Below are 16,362 nucleotides of genomic sequence, written 5' to 3'. Positions count from 1 at the left end.
CTCCAAAAATTGACTCTAAAAAAACCATTTTTTCTTGACTATATTATCCACTTAAAATAAAAGATCGGCAGCAGCTTTAATTCTGGCAATGGGTTCGACGGATCTGGGTAAGTTAGGTAAGCGAATAATTGTTTGCTGTGAAAACAAACTGCTCTCAATCTCTACATCTTGAGTGTAGCGATTTTGTACCACATAACGCTGTTGAATTCCTATAGTTTTGAGAGATTCCGTTAAGCGGATGTGTTCAGCTATAATTGCAGATTCTGCCTGAATTACACCCACAAATTGGGTGTGCTTTGGGTCTTTTAATTTCTTTTGAGCTTTAACAACTTGTTGGCGCAGACTTCGCAACCGGCCAATGAAATCAACTCGACCCAGGACATTCTGATATTTCATCCACAGCTTAAATATCCAAGATAACCAATCTCCTAATGCAGTTGGCATTGACAAAAATTGCAGAAGATGACCTGTGGGTGCTGTATCTAGAATAATCAAATCTTGCTGGTTGCTGTCTAATAAATCCATAATGGTGATTAGGGATAGCATCTCATCAATACCTGGTAAAGCTTGAGACATAATTTGCCGCCAAGCTTCTGGAAGATAGGCAATATTTATTGTTGCGTCTGCTTCTGTTCCTTCACCACTAATCATATCCGCCAATTCCCAAAGGTAATCGGCACGAAATTGATCTAATATTTTCTCAGCATTAATTTCCTGTCCAGTTAAATTAGGAGCTAATAATTTTGGTTCATGTCCTAATTTTTCACCAAAAGCATCTCCCAAGGAATGAGCAGGATCTATGGAAATTACGCGAATTTTTTGATCAGGATAACGATTAGCAAAAGCCCAGGCCATGGCTGCTGACACCGTGGTTTTACCAACTCCTCCTTTGCCACCGACAACAATTAGTTGACAGCCTTCGGCTACAAAGTCAGTAAAGCTAGGTGGAATTTTAGTCGGCCATTGAATTGGTGGTGGAGCAGCGAGTTCCACATGATCAATATATTGAATTTGTGCTGCTAGATTATCTAATGCTAACCCCCCTAATGGTGCGAATTGCTGTTGTGGTACTATGAAAACGGGTTTATTTTGAGAAATTTTCAAGAATTTATTGATAAAGCTTTGCTGTTCGGCATAGCGATCTGGCTCTATAGATGAATCACTGACAATTCGATTTATTACTATGCCACCATAGGGAACATTTAAGGTTTTTAAACTTTCGATAAATCGCTCAGTTTCCGCAAAACACATAGGTTCAGAAACCGCAACAACTATACAACCTGTAAATTGATCATCTTGTAGTAGTCGTCTACCTTCCGCTAATTGAAATTTTAGATCGGCTAAAAAGTCATCAACTTCATCAAGAGTATAACGTCCGGTTAAAGTTTCTGTGATCACCTGATGCTTTTTTTGGAATAACTCTAATGAGTTTAAAATCACATCTAAAAAATCTTCCAATCGCAACAGGTTTAAGGTATGACCAGAAGGAGCCATATCAACTACTATGCGGTCTACTTTTTTTTCAGATAGTAGACGTTGGATTTCTAGTAATCCCATTAATTCGTTTAAACCAGGCCAGTCCAAATCCCAAACTGGGGCTAAATCTTGTCCGTCAGCTAGACTTCCTCGCTCAACCAGTATTTCTAAAAATTTGCTATATTTGGCCTTAAATTCTAATAGCAGTTTTTCAGCATCTAAAGCCTGAACACTTAAATTAGGCAAATCTGTTAATGGTGAAGCATAATCTTTCACTTCTGTCAGTAATACATCTCCTAAAGAATGTGCCGGATCTGTAGAAAGTAACAAAATTGTTTCTTCCGGGAACTGTTTTGCCCAATAACGAGCAAAAGTGCAAGAAGTGGTAGTTTTGCCAACTCCACCCTTACCACTAAACATGATTAAATGAAATGAGTCGTACTGGTTCATAATAAACTTAATAAATCACTAAAAGACTAATAAATAATCATTAAATAAAGTGGTACGGAGGAAGAGAGTCTCCCAAAAGTAAATCCCAACGTGGACAGGCTTTTTGCCAATTTAAAAATTGTTCTAAAAGCAAAGTTTTATCTTGGGAATTAACCAATAGGTAAATATTTACTTCTTCTTCTTTTTCCTGAATAACAAGTGGTAATTGATTGACTTTAGTGATTGAATCAATCAGATTTTGTTTTTCTGTAGCTTGAGCAATGCTAAAGTTATTTTTGTCTTGATAGCGTTGTTTTTTAGCCAAAAAATAATCCCTACCTCCTCTTTCCAATACTGCCGGTTCTTCCATCGTCCGCGGGATTAATTTTAAAGTAAATTCAATTTTACCATTGATTTTTTCTAGTTTGTCTTGATATTCTTGTCTATGGGATTCTAAATAATTTAGTAAGTTGTTTGTGGAAGTAAAACAAGTTCCAAAACGCAAGGGTAAAACCGTAACCTGTTGAAAAAGTTCACAAATCACTCGATCATGAGATAAAGCCATCTGGATAATTTTTTCATCATTATTTTGAAATGATTCTAAGGATATTCCTCGCTCAACAATAGCCGACATTCCCGAACCATTAATCAGTATTACTTGACTAGCAGCACCTTGTGGCAAAACCAAGGGAAATCTGGGTATTTCTAAAAAAGCATAAGTGTAGAAATTTTCTAATTCCATATATTTTACCTAGATAAAAATATTTGCTGGTATTAATTACCTAAGATTCATATTCATTGCCATACCGAATAAATTTTTTCATCTATACCTCGATAATTTAGGGATTTACAATAACAAAAACTTAGTTATAATGCTAGGAAATATTCAGGTATTTTTCATGAGAAATGTTCGCAATCCCGGTATTATCAGAGCTAAAGTTAGTACCATGCCCAGAAATCAATCTGATGCTTCAAGTCAATTAGAGCTTTATAAAATGGTGACGGAAAAGCAACGTATTCAGAGAGAACTATGTTATATCAAGGAACGGACTAATGTATTGCAACAGCGGTTGGACATCCTTAATGGCCAGATAGAGGATACAGAGAAAACGATTAAAAAATTGCGTCAACCTCAGCCTAGTGCTACTCAAAACATAGTGAGTCCAAACACCTTTGTTGAATCGAATAATTACCAAACCTTTGAGATTGAATATTAAAATCCGACATCTTGATCAATTTGGCAAAATATGAATACATCTTCAACAATTTACCCGCTAATGCGGGTTTTTTTATGATCGCCTTAAACTCTACTTGAATATTGTACTAGTTATAGTATAATTCCCAATTCGTAATTACCGTATCTTTAGGGGATTAAATCCGGTAGAGGGGGAGATATATTTTCTGTCCCGTCACCTATAGTGTAACAAGATGCTTATATGTGTCAATTATTGGTGTAAATTTCAGCTTCTAGTTCCAAGCGTGCTTCCTCTTGTTCAGCTTCTAGTTCCAAGCGTGCTTCCTCTTCCAAGGCTTGAATTTTCAAAAGAATCTCTTCTTCTTGAATCTCAAAATCCTCTTCAGAAATTTCGCCAATGTCGAAAGAAAGTTGTAAACTTAATAATTGTTTATGCAAATTTTCTTGAGCATCAAATTCAGTATTAGTCCGTTCTTGGATTTGCTCTGCAATCCAGACAACTCCATTAAGTGGACCCATGATTGGCAATAGCAAAAGTTGCGTCAGCATCGTCATAACTCCTATGAATCAAGCAGGGCAAATGTATAGGGGGCAGTAAAATTGTTGTAGCGAATACGCAAGCGAGTACCAAATTTCTTGTCAATTGCTTCAACGCGTTCGCTAAAGAGAGGTTCACTATCCCAGGGAATCAAAAAGGCTGCATTGTAAATCATTTCTTCCGTCATGGGGTCACTGACTACAATCTCTCGAGCCAAAGGATTTAGCTCTCTGGTAAAAACTTCAATTACAGCTTGTTTACGGGCTTGCAAATTACTTTCAATTGATTGTCCTATTTGAATCACTTCCTCCATACTTAGCTTTTTACCTTCCATGTTGTCGCGCTGCTGCCTCAACTCATGATTAGACTCCATCATGGCTTGCAATTCAGCCTTAGCATCCCACAGAATTTTAATGCTTACCTCTCTTTGTCCTGCCAATTTTTCAAACAATTTATGTAATTGTTCTTTATGAGGATTAATTAGTTGGCTCATGATTGTTTCCCAATCTTTAACAACTAATCCAAACCGCAAAGGCAAAAGAACATGAAAACCTTCATGCATTGTTTGTTCTAAAACTCTTTCATGAGCTAACAAATTACGGCGAGAAGCCAAATATTTTTCTTGACAGGCCTGTGAATATAAAAAAGTAAACCCATCAACTACTTGGCTATGAACAGGTTTTCCATCCAATCCTTTAATCTCAAGAGTTTCAGGAATTATGTCTGGGAAAATGCCATACAAATAAAGACCAAAATTTTTATGAGCCAAATCTGTGTTCATAAGTTTTAAATAAATTAAACCTAAAATTAGGACTGATAAACTAGTATTAAATTGGTTTTGATGTCAGAACTAATCGTAATTTAGCGTGAATAAGATCAAGTTGAGCTAGACCTAGATCTATCTCACCGTCTAGAACAACTCCGGTATTTAAAAGCCTATCTAGTAATTCCAGTACGGAAGGGCGACTACCAGTTTCTCCTGGATAATAAGAGCCAGATTGTGGTAAAAGAGTACCAAAATCTCCCAAATTTACATTCAACTCTGCTGGGTCAACTTCAAAAGTCTGACACAAATGTAATATTTGTGCTTCTAACTTTTGAATACTGTCTGCTGCCCGTTCTAATTCAGGTTCACTGAGTAAATTCTCTTCCATACGCCGAATTACTTGAGCTTCCATCAACTGACGCAGCAATTCTAATACAGTCAAAAGCAAAGGGGCTAAACCGGCTTCATTCTTAGATTTAGAAACGGTAGTCAGTGACTCATCGAAGTTATCAGCTGGAGTGGAAAGCATTTTGATGATGCAACCTAAAGTTTTAAATGTCTTTGATACAAGTTGACTATTAAAGTTTTAAAAGTCTCAGCTTTGATTAATTAGATGTGGATAACTCATAACTCCTACATTTTCAGTTGAGGTTAAAGGTCAATCGTTGGTTCTATCGGTGAAGTTTCTTCACTATTTTCTGGTTGAAAATCTGTAATTTCTATGGTTGGGTTTAAAGATAATGGAGTTTCTTGATTACTTTCAACTTGCAGATCTATCGGTGAAGTTTCTTCACTAGTTTCTGATTGGAAATCTGTAATTTCTATTGTTGGGTTTAAAGATAATGGAGTTTCTTGATTCCCTTCAACTTGGATATCCATAATTTCCACTTGTGTATCTACAGGTGATGAATCTTCTTGACTGGTTTGAGCTTGAAAATCTAGAACTTCAATCGGTGCATCTAAAGGTGATAGATTATCTTCCTTCTCTTGGAAAAAATCATCTTTAGTATCGGTTGGTAGGGGAATTTCCTCATTGAGACTACTAGAAGATGTTAGCAAATTTAGTTTGGATTCTAGAGTTTCTAAACGATGCCGAAGTTGTTCATTTTCTGCAACCAAACCTTGAGCCTTAGCGCTGAGATAAGGATCGTTTTCCCACCAATTAATACCCATTTCCTTGGCTTTATCCACGGAGGAAATCAACAAGCGAATCCGAATATTTATCAGTTCGGTGGACGCGATAGATATAGAAATATCCCCAGCAATCACAATCCCTTTATCTAAAACTCTTTCGAGAATGTCCGCTAAAGTCGAACCTTGGGTAGATGTATTAATAGTTCGACTTGAGTTTGTTTGATGACGTGTAGGCAGTGTTGGATTAGAATTCACAAATGATTAAACTCTTGAATGGTATAAACACGATTGACTTTGCAAGCTAAAAATTTTTATGCAAAGAACATAGAGCTTTTATGCTCATGTCGCGCTCTATGTTTAAGGCTTTTTGAATTCCCGTTCATCCTTCACTTTTTTGCTTAACCAGGTAGTTGCAAACTTAATTTTTACAAGGAACAGGACTTAAACAAGATATGAGTGAAAACCCTATTCTTGCCTAAGGTTAATACCCTAATTTTGTTCTGTTTTGCGTAACTCCTGGGGAATATCATTTGCCAATTCTGTATTTGGTTGAATAACTAATTCTTGAGATGTAAACTGGGAATTGTTAATCAAAAGTTCATCGGTAGAAGGAAGAGTATCATTTAATACTTGAATTTCTTCTGCTGAGAATTGCTCAAGCAACCCCACAAAAATATCAGTGGACTCGCTAATAGACAACTGAGCGCGGTTAAACAGAATATCCATAGCGATTTCTCGAAAATCTAAATCTTCTATTGAAGCCGGAATATCATGATCCGCACAGACTTTAGCAATCATTAAACAAGACCGTAAACCGGAAGTTTTTTCTGCCCCCGTGGCCAGACGAAATGATTTGACCAACCTAACTATTAGGTTAGCAGATTCTCGGCCTATGTTTGTTTTCTGAATTAATATCTCTGTCTGAGTGATCTCATCCGGTTCTGGCATATTAATGGTAACCAATCTATCCATTAAAGCATCTTGCGTGGAGTGAACTCCGCAATATTCTTCTGGATTTGATGTAAAAATTACCCGAAACTGGGGATTAACACTCAGGTATTCTGGCTGATTACTGCTGGGAGGAAGACTGAGAATTTTTTCTTCTAATGCTGACAGCAGGACGTTATTAACTTCAGGACGTGAACGGTTAAATTCGTCATATACTAAAGTAAAGCCTTCACGACAAGCTAAAGTTAAACGGGAATCAACCCAATTTTGCTTAAATTCATCTTCGACTTTAACAACGCTGTGTATATAGTTATCCAGTAATTTTTTGTGGGTATAACCGGATTCACTACCAATTAAGTCGGAACTTTTAAATTGGTCATCTCCAAACAGTAACATCACTGGTCTGTCAAGACAGTTAGCCAAGTGCATACCCAAAGTTGTTTTTCCTGTCCCTGCAGGTCCCCGTAGGTGAATAGGAAACCCTGATCTGAGATAACGCAGCGCCCGAATTACTACTCGCTCAATAGCAGGTGTGACTACAAACTGACCTGGACGAAGACGAAGAACGGCTCTTTTATGATTAACTTTGGTGATGCTCATAAGTTGAATATGGTAAACAGTTAAGAAAAAATTAAGATGGGTGGGAAAAAAAGAATGATATAATGCTTTTTTAAAATTTATGCGCTAATATCATATCATTGGTTTGATGAGGTAGGATGCCTATTTTTATAAAATTAGGAGCATTAATGCTAACTAATTGTTTACTCTGACAGAAAAACAGTATAAATATAGGCTACCTAACTCTCACACCAAAACTTGTTGTTGTTGAATTTTATTAATCACCCCCTCATCTTACCAGTTTTTTAACTGTAAGATTGGGGGTTTTATTATGTAACCCTATTCTCCAATAAATTGAATTATTGAGAGTATAGATTAACCAAAGATACTTACAAACAAATCCTGACGGAACTTAACGAGAGATTCCTTCTGTTCTTTAGCTTGAGCAAATCTGGCTTTAGCTGTTTCTGATAAGAACTGCTCAGTTGTTGCTTGAAGTTCTTTGTGGAAGTCTAACAGTTCTTGAGCTTGTTTTTGAGCTTGAGCAAATCTGGCTTTAGCTGTTTCTGATAAGAACTGCTCAGTTGTTGCTCGAAGTTCTTGATAGAATGCTAACAGTTCTTGAGCTTGTTTTTGAGCTTGAGCAAATCTGGCTTTAGCTGTTTCTGATAAGAACTGCTCAGTTGTTGCTTGAAGTTCTTGATAGAATGCTAACAGTTCTTGAGCTTGTTTTTCGGCTTGAGCAAGTCTGGCTTTAGCTGTTTCTGATAAGAACTGCTCAGTTGTTGCCTGAAGGTCTTTATGGAAGTCTAGCAATTCTTGAGCTTGTTTTTGAGCTTGTGCTTGTCTTGCTTGGGCTGTTTCTGATAAGAACTGCTCAGTTGTTGCTTGAAGTTCTTTGTGGAAGTCTAGCAATTCTTGAGCTTGTTTTTGAGCTTGTGCTTGTCTTTGCGCTGCGGTAGCGGACAAGAACTCATTAGTTTCTAGAGCTAGTTGAGCCACTTTCTTAGCTATTGACTGATGCTCTTGTTGGATTCTTGCCATTAAAGAAGTCATGAAATTCTCCAGAAAATAAAATAGTAAACTGGCATCGAATACATTCACTGGCAATTTTTTCAGCGAATATGTTTTAAGGATTCATACTTTTTTGTAATATCCTTTGAAAGATCTTGATTTCCAAATCTATAGATAATTAAAAAAAGTAGAATCAATATCAGAATTAAATTGATGTTTAATTCTGAATATTCGTTATTAAAATTAAGCAGGTACTGCTGCGGATTGGGTTAAACCAACTGCTTCAGCATATTTCAAGTAGGTTTCAACAGAAGCGATAACGATACGAGCTTCAATTGCTAGTAATTCGATACCAACTAAGGAAACACGAACCCAAGCATCAATGACGATACCTTTGTCTAAAATTCTGTCAATAACTTCTGCCAAGCTGGAGGAAGAATTGGTTTTTTCAACTGCCATTGTTTTAAGTCCTTGTTGTTGTTGTTAGAAATATGAATAACTATCAAAACTACACCTTGATAGTTATTCCAAATTGGGAAATCTGGTTATTAAAATTAAGCAGGTACTGCTGCGGATTGGGTTAAACCAACTGCTTCAGCATATTTCAAGTAGGTTTCAACAGAAGCGATAACGATACGAGCTTCAATTGCTAGTAATTCGATACCAACTAAGGAAACACGAACCCAAGCATCAATGACGATACCTTTGTCTAAAATTCTGTCAATAACTTCTGCCAAGCTGGAGGAAGAATTGGTTTTTTCAACTGCCATTGTTTTAAGTCCTTGTTGTTGTTTTGATTTTTGGTTGAGCATTTCGCTCGACCCACATTTATATAAATATCACTGATTTCTGAAGATGTAAAGAACTTTTCTGTAAAGAAATGTAAAGTTTATGAGTTAAAAAGCTATTAAAAACACATGATTACCGAATCCGTACTACTGGGAAAATCTGGATAATATTTCTGATTTTATTTGAATTATATTATTAATTCCGATCCAGAAAATCAAGTATTATCATGTTCTATTTGTATAAATAAAGGATAGTAATGATTAATAATGCTAGGTTTGACAAGGCTTTTGGAAATTAAGTTGGGATAAACAGCTTATGGGTAAAGCAACAAAGGCTTGGCTAATAAATTATTGAAAAATCACCTTTAAATGCTTTGATCGCATAATTCATATTTCATGTATTTTGTCAATAGGTTGAGATTATTTTCAGTAAGCTTACGTAAGTGTCCTTAGCCTGACATATAGAAAATTAAGTAATGTTACTAATGGCATCTACTTGTTTAGATAAATTACTCTAATTTATTAAGTTTATTTTTTTCAAACATTATGTCCACAGAAGGAAATCCTGCTAATGTACCACAGGAAGCTTTAACTGCTTTAGTGGATACTTTTGTACAGAAAGGTCATCCACGTCAATATGCTGAAGCGATGGCAACTTCAATCATTTTTCAGACTGATTTAGATTTACGGAATGCTCAGATTGCCAATCTCTTAGGCTGGCTGAAACAGGAGCATAATGATATATATCCCTTAGCATTGGATGTAGTTGGAAAAACTTCCGCAGAATTTGAGCGTCGGGTTCGACAAGGTTAAGTCTCTAAACTTGATGAGGTGAATTTCCGAAAATTGGGTAAAAATTAGCTATTTCAGCTAATTTTTCCTCAAAATCTATTTGACAGATCAGATTGATCATTAACCTAGTAAATGCACATCGGGAAAATTGATAGGATGGGAATAAACATAGAAATTGTGGCTACATTTGAAAACTCTTAGGTGCTATGACTAATCTCAACATTGCTTCTCCTCTAAGTGCGATGTCCTCGGCCAGCGAAGCTATCGCTCAACAAACTCGTCAAGCTGCAAGTAAGCTGGCTTTTCTTTCCTCTGAAGACAAAAATCAAGCGATTGAAGCGATCGCTCAGGGGTTAGAATCAGCTAAGGATGATATTTTGCAAGCAAATTTGGCTGATTGTCAAGCAGCAACAGCGGCAGGAATCGCTAAACCTCTTTATAAAAGGTTGCAATTAGATGAACATAAATTAAGAGATGCGATCGCGGGTGTGCGAGACGTTGGTAAACTAAATGATCCAATTGGTCAGGTGCAAATTCATCGAGAAATTGACAGTGGTTTAATTCTTAAACGTATTACTTGTCCTTTGGGTGTTTTAGGGATTATTTTTGAAGCGCGTCCTGAAGCGGCTATTCAAATTGTTTCTTTAGCAATTAAATCAGGTAATGGTGTAATTCTCAAAGGTGGTAAGGAAGCGTTAAATTCTTGTGAAGCGATAGTTAAAGCTATTAAACAAGGATTATCTCAGACTGGAGTTAATGCTGACGCGGTGCAATTGTTAACAACCAGAGAAGAAATATTAGAACTGTTGCAATTAGATAAATATGTAGATTTAATTATTCCCAGGGGTTCTAATGATTTTGTGAAATTTGTGCAGGATAATACTCGAATTCCGGTATTAGGTCATGCTGATGGAATTTGTCATATTTATGTAGATGAAAAAGCGGATATTGACAAAGCTATTAATATTACTGTAGATTCTAAAATTCAATATCCTGCTGCTTGTAATGCCATTGAAACATTGCTAATTCATAGTAGTATTGCTGGGGAATTTCTTCCTCAAGTTGCCGCAGCTTTAGCAGCACAAAATGTAGAATTAAGAGGAGATGAACGCAGCTTAAAAATTTTACCTAATATTGCCGCTGCGACGGAAATAGACTGGAGAACAGAATACAGTGATTTAATTTTAGCCATTAAAATTGTGGATTCTTTAACAGAAGCAATATCCCATATTAATAATTACGGTTCTCGGCATACAGAAGCGATTATTACGGAAGATATCACAGCAGCAGAAACTTTCCAGGGGTTAGTAAATGCAGCGGGAGTGTATCATAATTGTTCTACCCGATTTGCGGATGGTTTCCGCTATGGTTTTGGTGCAGAAGTGGGAATTAGTACCCAACAAATGCCACCTCGTGGACCTGTTGGTTTGGAGGGTTTGATCACATATAAATATCAAATGTCTGGTAATGGACATATTGTCAAAACTTACACCGGTGCAAATGCAAAATCATTTAGTCATGAGGATTTATAATCATATTATTGTTAAAATCTCGTTCCCATTCTCTGACTGGGAATGCTTATTGTCGACTCTGTGGCTAGTGACGGGAGGAGAGTCCAGGAAGGAGCTAATCATAAAAATTTTAAACCAAGGCTTTTAATAAAGCTTGCAATTTAAGTTGCACTTCTGCAAATTCCTTGTGAGGATCTGAACCGGCAACAATACCTGCACCTGCATAAAGTCTAGCATAATTACCATCAATTAAAGCCGAACGAATTCCGACAATAAATTCACAATTTCCTTCTGCGTCTACCCAACCTAAAGGTGCTGCATATAAACCTCTTTCAAAATTTTCATAACGGCGAATTTCGGTACAAGCAATATCTCTAGCTGCACCGGCAACTGCTGGTGTGGGATGCAGTTTAGCAATGATTTGTAAGGGATGAATATTAGTCGGGACTACGGCAGTAATTGGTGTCCATAAATGCTGGATATTAGATAATTGTCGGAGTCTGGGAGCTAAAACTTGGGGGACTAAACCTAGTTGAGATAAATGTTGAGTAATAAAATCCAGAACAAGTTTATGTTCGTGTTTTTCCTTGGTATTATTAACTAAGTTGTTAGCATTTGCAGCATCTTCTATAGGTGTTTTACCCCTGGGGGCTGAACCTGCCAAAGCATCAGTAATTAACTGTTGTTTGTGAATACTAATTAACCGTTCTGGACTAGCACCAATAAAGCTTTGTCCTTGACCATTACTGCTGGAAAATACATGACAATTAGGATGTAATTGACGCAGATTATTTAAAGATTGTAGTAAGTTAAAATCATGATTTTTCCTGACATCCAAGGTATCAGCTAAAACAATTTTGCTTAAATGTTGAGATTGAATGATTTCTAAAATTGATGAGACTGAATTTTTAAATTCATCACCGTTTTTAGTAATTTTTCTGTAGCAATTTAAGGGAAATTTGTCAATACTTATGGATAAATTTCTCAAGGACTTAATAATTTCTAAGTGGCTTTGTAAATTATCTAATAATTTGGTAATATTTACCTGAGAATTAATAATTGTATTCATTATTAATGTGCAGCAATTATTTTTTAATACAATTTGCCAACAAGGCAAGAAAACCGTAGCAGAGGGAAATGGATAATCGGCTTGTTCATGCTGGTCAAAAAAACTGAAAGTACAAAAAAAATGAGGTTGGGAAAAAGTCTGATTTTGCAGAGAAATATAAATTATATTTTTCAGACAATTTTTGATAAATTCTTCTGATTTTATAAATCTATTTTTACCAAAAATTTCTATTTTATCTACAGTATCAATTGCTGCGATTGCTTCACCATTACTTCTATTTTCAAAATAAAAGTTTTTGGTATCTTTTTGACTAAATTTATCGAAAACCAGCAAAGGATCAACTAAACCAATTTCCAGGGGAATACTCACAATTTTACTATTATTATGACGACGGCAATTTTCCTGAACCTCTAATAGTAATTGATTTAGGTATTTGTAGTCTACAAAGGTGTGGCTGCGACATGGTGAAATGGTCATGGATGTATAAGTTAATTTTTATTAAGTTATCTTCCTAAAATGTCATAAGTCATGATGGTATTTCTATAGGTAACATAATTCAGTTACCATTAACCAGCATAGACTAAGGGTGATTCGGGGGTTTATCCTGTTTTGGTTGCAAGATAGCAGATTTTATTGTAGGATGTGAACCTATAATCATAAAATTAGCATTTTTTGGTAATTTACCAAAGTTAAACAATTTTAGATTGACTACACTGACAAGAGTAGGATATAAACAGATAAACAAGCCAAATCTCAAATCTAAAATGACTGGTCAAGTGCCGGATAAAATTATAAGATTTAATTGACAACTAAAATTATGGTAATTTAAATAATCAAAACCGATGACTTCAACTCAAATTTCACCACCTCAAGGTAAACTATGGATGGCGGCAATTAAACCGCCAATGTACAGTGTTGCTATTATGCCGATTTGGGTAGGTTCGGCTGTAGCATTTAGGGAAACAAGGATTTTTAATCTCACAATATTTTCTCTGTTTATTGCTGCGTCAATTTTAATTTTAGCATGGGAAAATATTAGTAATGATGTATTTGATGCGGAAACAGGAATTGATGAGAATAAACATCATTCATTGGTGAATTTAACTGGTAATAAAACCTTAATGTTTTGGTTGGGAAACTTGTGTTTAGGTTTGGGTTTGTTGGGGATAATAGCGATCGCTATTTTACAAAAAGATCCGACAATTATCGGTATAATTCTATTATGCTGCGGTTTGGGCTATATGTACCAAGGTCCTCCTTTTCGTCTAGGATACCAAGGTTTAGGCGAAATTCTCTGCTTTTTTGCCTTTGGTCCTTTGGGTATGAGTGCAGCCTATTATAGCCAAACTCAAACCTGGTCTAGTACAAATTTAGCAGCTTCCATAATTTTAGGCATTATTACCAGTTTAGTGCTATTTTGTTCCCATTTTCACCAAGTTGCAGATGACATAGCCGCAGGAAAAAAATCTCCAATTGTGCGCTTAGGAACTCAAACAGGTGCAAAGGTTTTAGTGGGATTTACTGCTAGTATTTATCCTTTAATATTGCTGTTTTTCATCTTGAATATTTTCCCAATTTGGACATTATTAAGTTTCTTAAGTTTACCTTTTGCGGTGAAATTATGTCGTCACGTTTTAGAAACCCATCACCAACCAGATAAAGTTAGTAATTCTAAATTTATCGCTATTAATGTTCATTTTTTGAGTTGCTTATTTTTGGGTTTGGGATTTATATTTGGTTAAGGAACTTTCAGGAAATAAGTTATCTGAATCAGGAAAAAACCACAGAGACACAGAGAACACGGAGAAATGAGAGGTTCAGGGATTTTTTTATTTGCAAGTACCCAATGATTTATCAATTTTCTTTTCGTTACTTTAGCCAAAAATTCACAAATCCTATTATTACTAATCATGGGGTTTGGGAAATCCGCGAAAGTGTAATTATTCGCTTAATTAATGAAAAAAATCATATTACTTGGGGAGAAATTTCTCCCATTTCTTGGTTTGGTTCAGAAACCATAGAACAAGCTTTAGATTTTTGTCATCAACTTCCAAAAACAATTACCAAAGAGATGATTTTCACTATTCCCGATAACTTACCAGCTTGTCAATTTGCTTTTGAATCTTCAACCCACGCAGGTGGGTTTCGTCTGTGTAGCCGTGATTTCCAATCGCCGGATGCTAATTTAGATCTTACCTACAGCGGCTTATTATCAGCGGGAAAATTAGCTTTAAATCAATGGAATAACTTATGGGAACAAGGATATAAAACATTCAAATGGAAAATTGGTGTTGATGATATAAATAAGGAGTTAGAAATATTTGATTTACTAATTTCCATTTTACCAAATTCAGCCAAATTACGTTTAGATGCTAATGGTGGACTTAGTTATCAACAAGCTGAATTATGGTTAAAAAAGTGTGATCAATTCTTACCCAAAATTGAATTTATCGAACAACCTTTACCAGCAGATAAATTTACAGAAATGCGGGAATTAAGTAATTTATATTCTACACCTATAGCCTTAGATGAATCTATCGCCAATCTCCAACAATTAGAATCATGTTTTCAACAAGGTTGGGTGGGAATTTTTGTGATTAAACCGGGAATAGTTGGTTCACCATCTAGGTTAAAAGAGTTTTGCAAAAAACATCAAATTGACGTTGTATTTTCATCTGTATTTGAAACAGAAATTGGCAGACAAGCCGCATTACAATTAGCAGCAGAATTATCTAAAAATAACCGTGCTGTTGGTTTTGGTATTAATCACCTTTTTAAAGAACAAGAATTAAACTGGCTAGAAAATCTATGGAAAACCTTTTAGAAAATATACAAAAATATGATTTGCTAATTTGTGATCATAGCCAGGAATTACCACGGGTAGCAACAGAATTATATTTACAATTAACCCAGTTGTCAACTCCAAAAATCATGATTGCGGAAAGATCACCTGTGAGATTTATAGCCAGTTTTATTGCTGCTTGTGCGGCTAGATGTCCAGTTTTTCTTTGTCACCCAGATTGGGGTAAAGATGAATGGGAACAAGTTTTTAATTTAGTCCAACCAGATCTAGTTTTAGGAAGAGAAAATAACTTTTCAAAATCAGTAATTACTAATTATGAATTACCAATTAATAATACTATTATGATTCCTACTGGTGGTTCATCAGGAAAGATTAAATTTGCTATTCATACATGGGAAACATTAACAGCGTCTGTGGAAGGATTTACAGAATATTTTGCCATAAATTCAGTTAATTCATTTTGTATATTACCATTGTATCATGTGAGTGGATTAATGCAATTTATGCGTTCTTTCACAACGGGAGGTAAACTAGTAATTACCACATCTAAGAAATTAGAAACTTGTGAAATACCAAATATTAACCCAGCAGAATTTTTTATATCTTTAGTTCCCACCCAATTACAAAAACTCCTGCAAAATCCAGAATTAACCCAATGGCTATCAAAATTTGCTACTGTTTTTTTAGGGGGTGCGCCACCTTGGGAAGAACTATTAGAAAAAGCGAGATTTCATCAAATTAGATTAGCACCTACCTATGGAATGACAGAAACCGCTTCTCAAATTGCAACTCTGAAACCTGATGAATTTTTAAAAGGTAAATTTAATAGTGGGAAAATTCTTCCTCATGCTAAAATCATCATTGATAATCAACCAGGAAATATAAATATTCAAAGTAAATCATTAGCATTAGGTTATTATCCACAAATATGGGAAAATAGAAATAATTTTGTAGTTGATGATATGGGTTTTTTAGACAATCAAGACTATTTACATATTATTGGCAGAAATAGCGACAAAATAATTACAGGTGGGGAAAATATTTACCCTCTAGAAATTGAAACAGCGATTAGAAAAACTCAAATGGTAATTGATGTTTGTGTAATTGGGATAGCTGATAAACATTGGGGACAAGCATTAACAGCCATTTATATTCCCAAAGATAAAAATATTTCCCATAGAGAAATCCAAACCCAACTAAAAAATCAACTGAGTCAATTCAAAATTCCCAAACATTGGATTTCCTTAGCCAAATTACCCCGTAACAACCAAGGTAAAATTAACCGTCAACAGCTGCAAAAAATAGCTGAGGATTTTCTAAAAACATAATACTTAAGAACCC

At 35.5% G+C, this 16,362-nt stretch carries 17 protein-coding genes; 6 read left to right on the top strand and 11 right to left on the bottom strand.

Annotated elements, in window-relative coordinates; translation table 11 throughout:
* Window positions 1–51 precede the first annotated feature (51 nt).
* Together H6F62_RS12630 and H6F62_RS12625 are read right to left on the bottom strand one after the other, a co-directional pair.
* On the bottom strand, window positions 52–1,926 hold the full coding sequence (locus H6F62_RS12630; RefSeq protein WP_174782814.1) for an ArsA family ATPase: 1,875 nt from the start codon (window positions 1,924–1,926) through the stop codon (window positions 52–54).
* Between the two features lie 40 nt (window positions 1,927–1,966).
* The gene (locus H6F62_RS12625; RefSeq protein ID WP_137907524.1) at window positions 1,967–2,647 is read right to left on the bottom strand and encodes a GvpL/GvpF family gas vesicle protein; all 681 of its coding nucleotides are present in this window, start codon (window positions 2,645–2,647) and stop codon (window positions 1,967–1,969) included.
* A 130-nt stretch (window positions 2,648–2,777) separates the two neighbouring features.
* On the opposite strand from H6F62_RS12625, the gene H6F62_RS12620 reads away from it, so the two are divergent.
* Window positions 2,778–3,122: an Atg14 domain-containing protein gene (locus tag H6F62_RS12620; RefSeq protein ID WP_242026000.1), complete on the top strand. Its 345-nt coding sequence runs from the start codon at window positions 2,778–2,780 to the stop codon at window positions 3,120–3,122.
* A gap of 224 nt (window positions 3,123–3,346) precedes the next feature.
* Here the strand turns inward: H6F62_RS12620 and H6F62_RS12615 are convergent, their stop codons facing one another.
* From H6F62_RS12615 to gvpA (H6F62_RS12580), 8 genes are all read right to left on the bottom strand, one after another.
* The gene (locus H6F62_RS12615) at window positions 3,347–3,649 is read right to left on the bottom strand and encodes a gas vesicle protein GvpG (protein ID WP_137907522.1); all 303 of its coding nucleotides are present in this window, start codon (window positions 3,647–3,649) and stop codon (window positions 3,347–3,349) included.
* An 11-nt stretch (window positions 3,650–3,660) separates the two neighbouring features.
* On the bottom strand, window positions 3,661–4,419 hold the full coding sequence (locus tag H6F62_RS12610; protein WP_137907521.1) for a GvpL/GvpF family gas vesicle protein: 759 nt from the start codon (window positions 4,417–4,419) through the stop codon (window positions 3,661–3,663).
* Window positions 4,420–4,465: 46 nt separating this feature from the next.
* Window positions 4,466–4,933, bottom strand: coding sequence for a gas vesicle protein K (locus H6F62_RS12605; RefSeq protein ID WP_137907520.1), 468 nt, complete (start codon window positions 4,931–4,933; stop codon window positions 4,466–4,468).
* A gap of 122 nt (window positions 4,934–5,055) precedes the next feature.
* Window positions 5,056–5,793 (bottom strand): gas vesicle protein, encoded by a 738-nt coding sequence (locus tag H6F62_RS20995; protein ID WP_236097093.1) that lies wholly within the window; start codon window positions 5,791–5,793, stop codon window positions 5,056–5,058.
* 234 nt (window positions 5,794–6,027) lie between these two features.
* Window positions 6,028–7,086 carry a gas vesicle protein GvpN gene (gene gvpN / locus H6F62_RS12595; RefSeq protein WP_137907519.1) on the bottom strand — a complete coding sequence of 353 codons (1,059 nt, stop codon included), beginning with the start codon at window positions 7,084–7,086 and terminating at the stop codon, window positions 6,028–6,030.
* Between the two features lie 333 nt (window positions 7,087–7,419).
* The gene (gvpC, locus tag H6F62_RS12590) at window positions 7,420–8,100 is read right to left on the bottom strand and encodes a gas vesicle protein GvpC (RefSeq protein WP_137907518.1); all 681 of its coding nucleotides are present in this window, start codon (window positions 8,098–8,100) and stop codon (window positions 7,420–7,422) included.
* 201 nt (window positions 8,101–8,301) lie between these two features.
* Window positions 8,302–8,517 carry a gas vesicle structural protein GvpA gene (gvpA, locus tag H6F62_RS12585; RefSeq protein ID WP_015080752.1) on the bottom strand — a complete coding sequence of 72 codons (216 nt, stop codon included), beginning with the start codon at window positions 8,515–8,517 and terminating at the stop codon, window positions 8,302–8,304.
* Window positions 8,518–8,612: 95 nt separating this feature from the next.
* Window positions 8,613–8,828 carry a gas vesicle structural protein GvpA gene (gene gvpA, locus H6F62_RS12580; protein WP_015080752.1) on the bottom strand — a complete coding sequence of 72 codons (216 nt, stop codon included), beginning with the start codon at window positions 8,826–8,828 and terminating at the stop codon, window positions 8,613–8,615.
* A 564-nt stretch (window positions 8,829–9,392) separates the two neighbouring features.
* Here gvpA (H6F62_RS12580) and H6F62_RS12575 point away from each other — a divergent pair.
* Complete coding sequence (locus H6F62_RS12575; RefSeq protein WP_137908697.1) at window positions 9,393–9,659, top strand: hypothetical protein; 267 nt, start codon at window positions 9,393–9,395, stop codon at window positions 9,657–9,659.
* A 185-nt stretch (window positions 9,660–9,844) separates the two neighbouring features.
* Window positions 9,845–11,170, top strand: a complete 1,326-nt coding sequence (locus H6F62_RS12570; RefSeq protein ID WP_137908696.1) for a glutamate-5-semialdehyde dehydrogenase — start codon at window positions 9,845–9,847, stop codon at window positions 11,168–11,170.
* Between the two features lie 109 nt (window positions 11,171–11,279).
* Here the strand turns inward: H6F62_RS12570 and H6F62_RS12565 are convergent, their stop codons facing one another.
* Complete coding sequence (locus tag H6F62_RS12565) at window positions 11,280–12,695, bottom strand: isochorismate synthase (RefSeq protein ID WP_137908695.1); 1,416 nt, start codon at window positions 12,693–12,695, stop codon at window positions 11,280–11,282.
* Window positions 12,696–13,060: 365 nt separating this feature from the next.
* On the opposite strand from H6F62_RS12565, the gene menA reads away from it, so the two are divergent.
* The 3 genes from menA to H6F62_RS12550 all read left to right on the top strand — a co-directional run bounded on the left by menA (window position 13,061) and on the right by H6F62_RS12550 (window position 16,349).
* Window positions 13,061–13,960, top strand: a complete 900-nt coding sequence (gene menA, locus H6F62_RS12560; protein WP_190372192.1) for a 2-carboxy-1,4-naphthoquinone phytyltransferase — start codon at window positions 13,061–13,063, stop codon at window positions 13,958–13,960.
* 104 nt (window positions 13,961–14,064) lie between these two features.
* The gene (locus H6F62_RS12555; RefSeq protein ID WP_137908693.1) at window positions 14,065–15,042 is read left to right on the top strand and encodes an o-succinylbenzoate synthase; all 978 of its coding nucleotides are present in this window, start codon (window positions 14,065–14,067) and stop codon (window positions 15,040–15,042) included.
* Window positions 15,027–16,349, top strand: coding sequence for a 2-succinylbenzoate--CoA ligase (locus H6F62_RS12550; protein WP_190372191.1), 1,323 nt, complete (start codon window positions 15,027–15,029; stop codon window positions 16,347–16,349). Before H6F62_RS12555 ends, H6F62_RS12550 begins: the two co-directional genes overlap by 16 nt.
* The last annotated feature ends 13 nt before the right edge of the window (window positions 16,350–16,362 follow it).

It is taken from the genome of Anabaena sp. FACHB-1391 (assembly GCF_014696755.1).
Taxonomy (GTDB): Bacteria; Cyanobacteriota; Cyanobacteriia; order Cyanobacteriales; family Nostocaceae; genus Dolichospermum; species Dolichospermum planctonicum.
The sequence above is the reverse complement of the archived record's forward strand: the minus strand, read 5'-3'. Positions and strand labels throughout refer to the sequence as shown.

Bases quoted from the DNA above. Each gene is read 5' to 3' on its own strand.
- H6F62_RS12625 (WP_137907524.1), bottom strand. From the start codon at position 2,647: ATGGAATTAGAAAATTTCTACACTTATGCTTTTTTAGAAATACCCAGA.
- gvpA (WP_015080752.1), bottom strand. From the start codon at position 8,517: ATGGCAGTTGAAAAAACCAATTCTTCCTCCAGCTTGGCAGAAGTTATT.
- H6F62_RS12605 (WP_137907520.1), bottom strand. From the start codon at position 4,933: ATGCTTTCCACTCCAGCTGATAACTTCGATGAGTCACTGACTACCGTT.
- H6F62_RS12615 (WP_137907522.1), bottom strand. From the start codon at position 3,649: ATGCTGACGCAACTTTTGCTATTGCCAATCATGGGTCCACTTAATGGA.
- H6F62_RS12610 (WP_137907521.1), bottom strand. From the start codon at position 4,419: ATGAACACAGATTTGGCTCATAAAAATTTTGGTCTTTATTTGTATGGC.
- H6F62_RS12630 (WP_174782814.1), bottom strand. From the start codon at position 1,926: ATGAACCAGTACGACTCATTTCATTTAATCATGTTTAGTGGTAAGGGT.
- H6F62_RS12555 (WP_137908693.1), top strand. From the start codon at position 14,065: ATGATTTATCAATTTTCTTTTCGTTACTTTAGCCAAAAATTCACAAAT.
- H6F62_RS12570 (WP_137908696.1), top strand. From the start codon at position 9,845: ATGACTAATCTCAACATTGCTTCTCCTCTAAGTGCGATGTCCTCGGCC.
- menA (WP_190372192.1), top strand. From the start codon at position 13,061: ATGACTTCAACTCAAATTTCACCACCTCAAGGTAAACTATGGATGGCG.
- gvpN (WP_137907519.1), bottom strand. From the start codon at position 7,086: ATGAGCATCACCAAAGTTAATCATAAAAGAGCCGTTCTTCGTCTTCGT.
- H6F62_RS12565 (WP_137908695.1), bottom strand. From the start codon at position 12,695: ATGACCATTTCACCATGTCGCAGCCACACCTTTGTAGACTACAAATAC.
- H6F62_RS12620 (WP_242026000.1), top strand. From the start codon at position 2,778: ATGCTAGGAAATATTCAGGTATTTTTCATGAGAAATGTTCGCAATCCC.
- gvpA (WP_015080752.1), bottom strand. From the start codon at position 8,828: ATGGCAGTTGAAAAAACCAATTCTTCCTCCAGCTTGGCAGAAGTTATT.
- H6F62_RS12550 (WP_190372191.1), top strand. From the start codon at position 15,027: ATGGAAAACCTTTTAGAAAATATACAAAAATATGATTTGCTAATTTGT.
- gvpC (WP_137907518.1), bottom strand. From the start codon at position 8,100: ATGACTTCTTTAATGGCAAGAATCCAACAAGAGCATCAGTCAATAGCT.
- H6F62_RS12575 (WP_137908697.1), top strand. From the start codon at position 9,393: ATGTCCACAGAAGGAAATCCTGCTAATGTACCACAGGAAGCTTTAACT.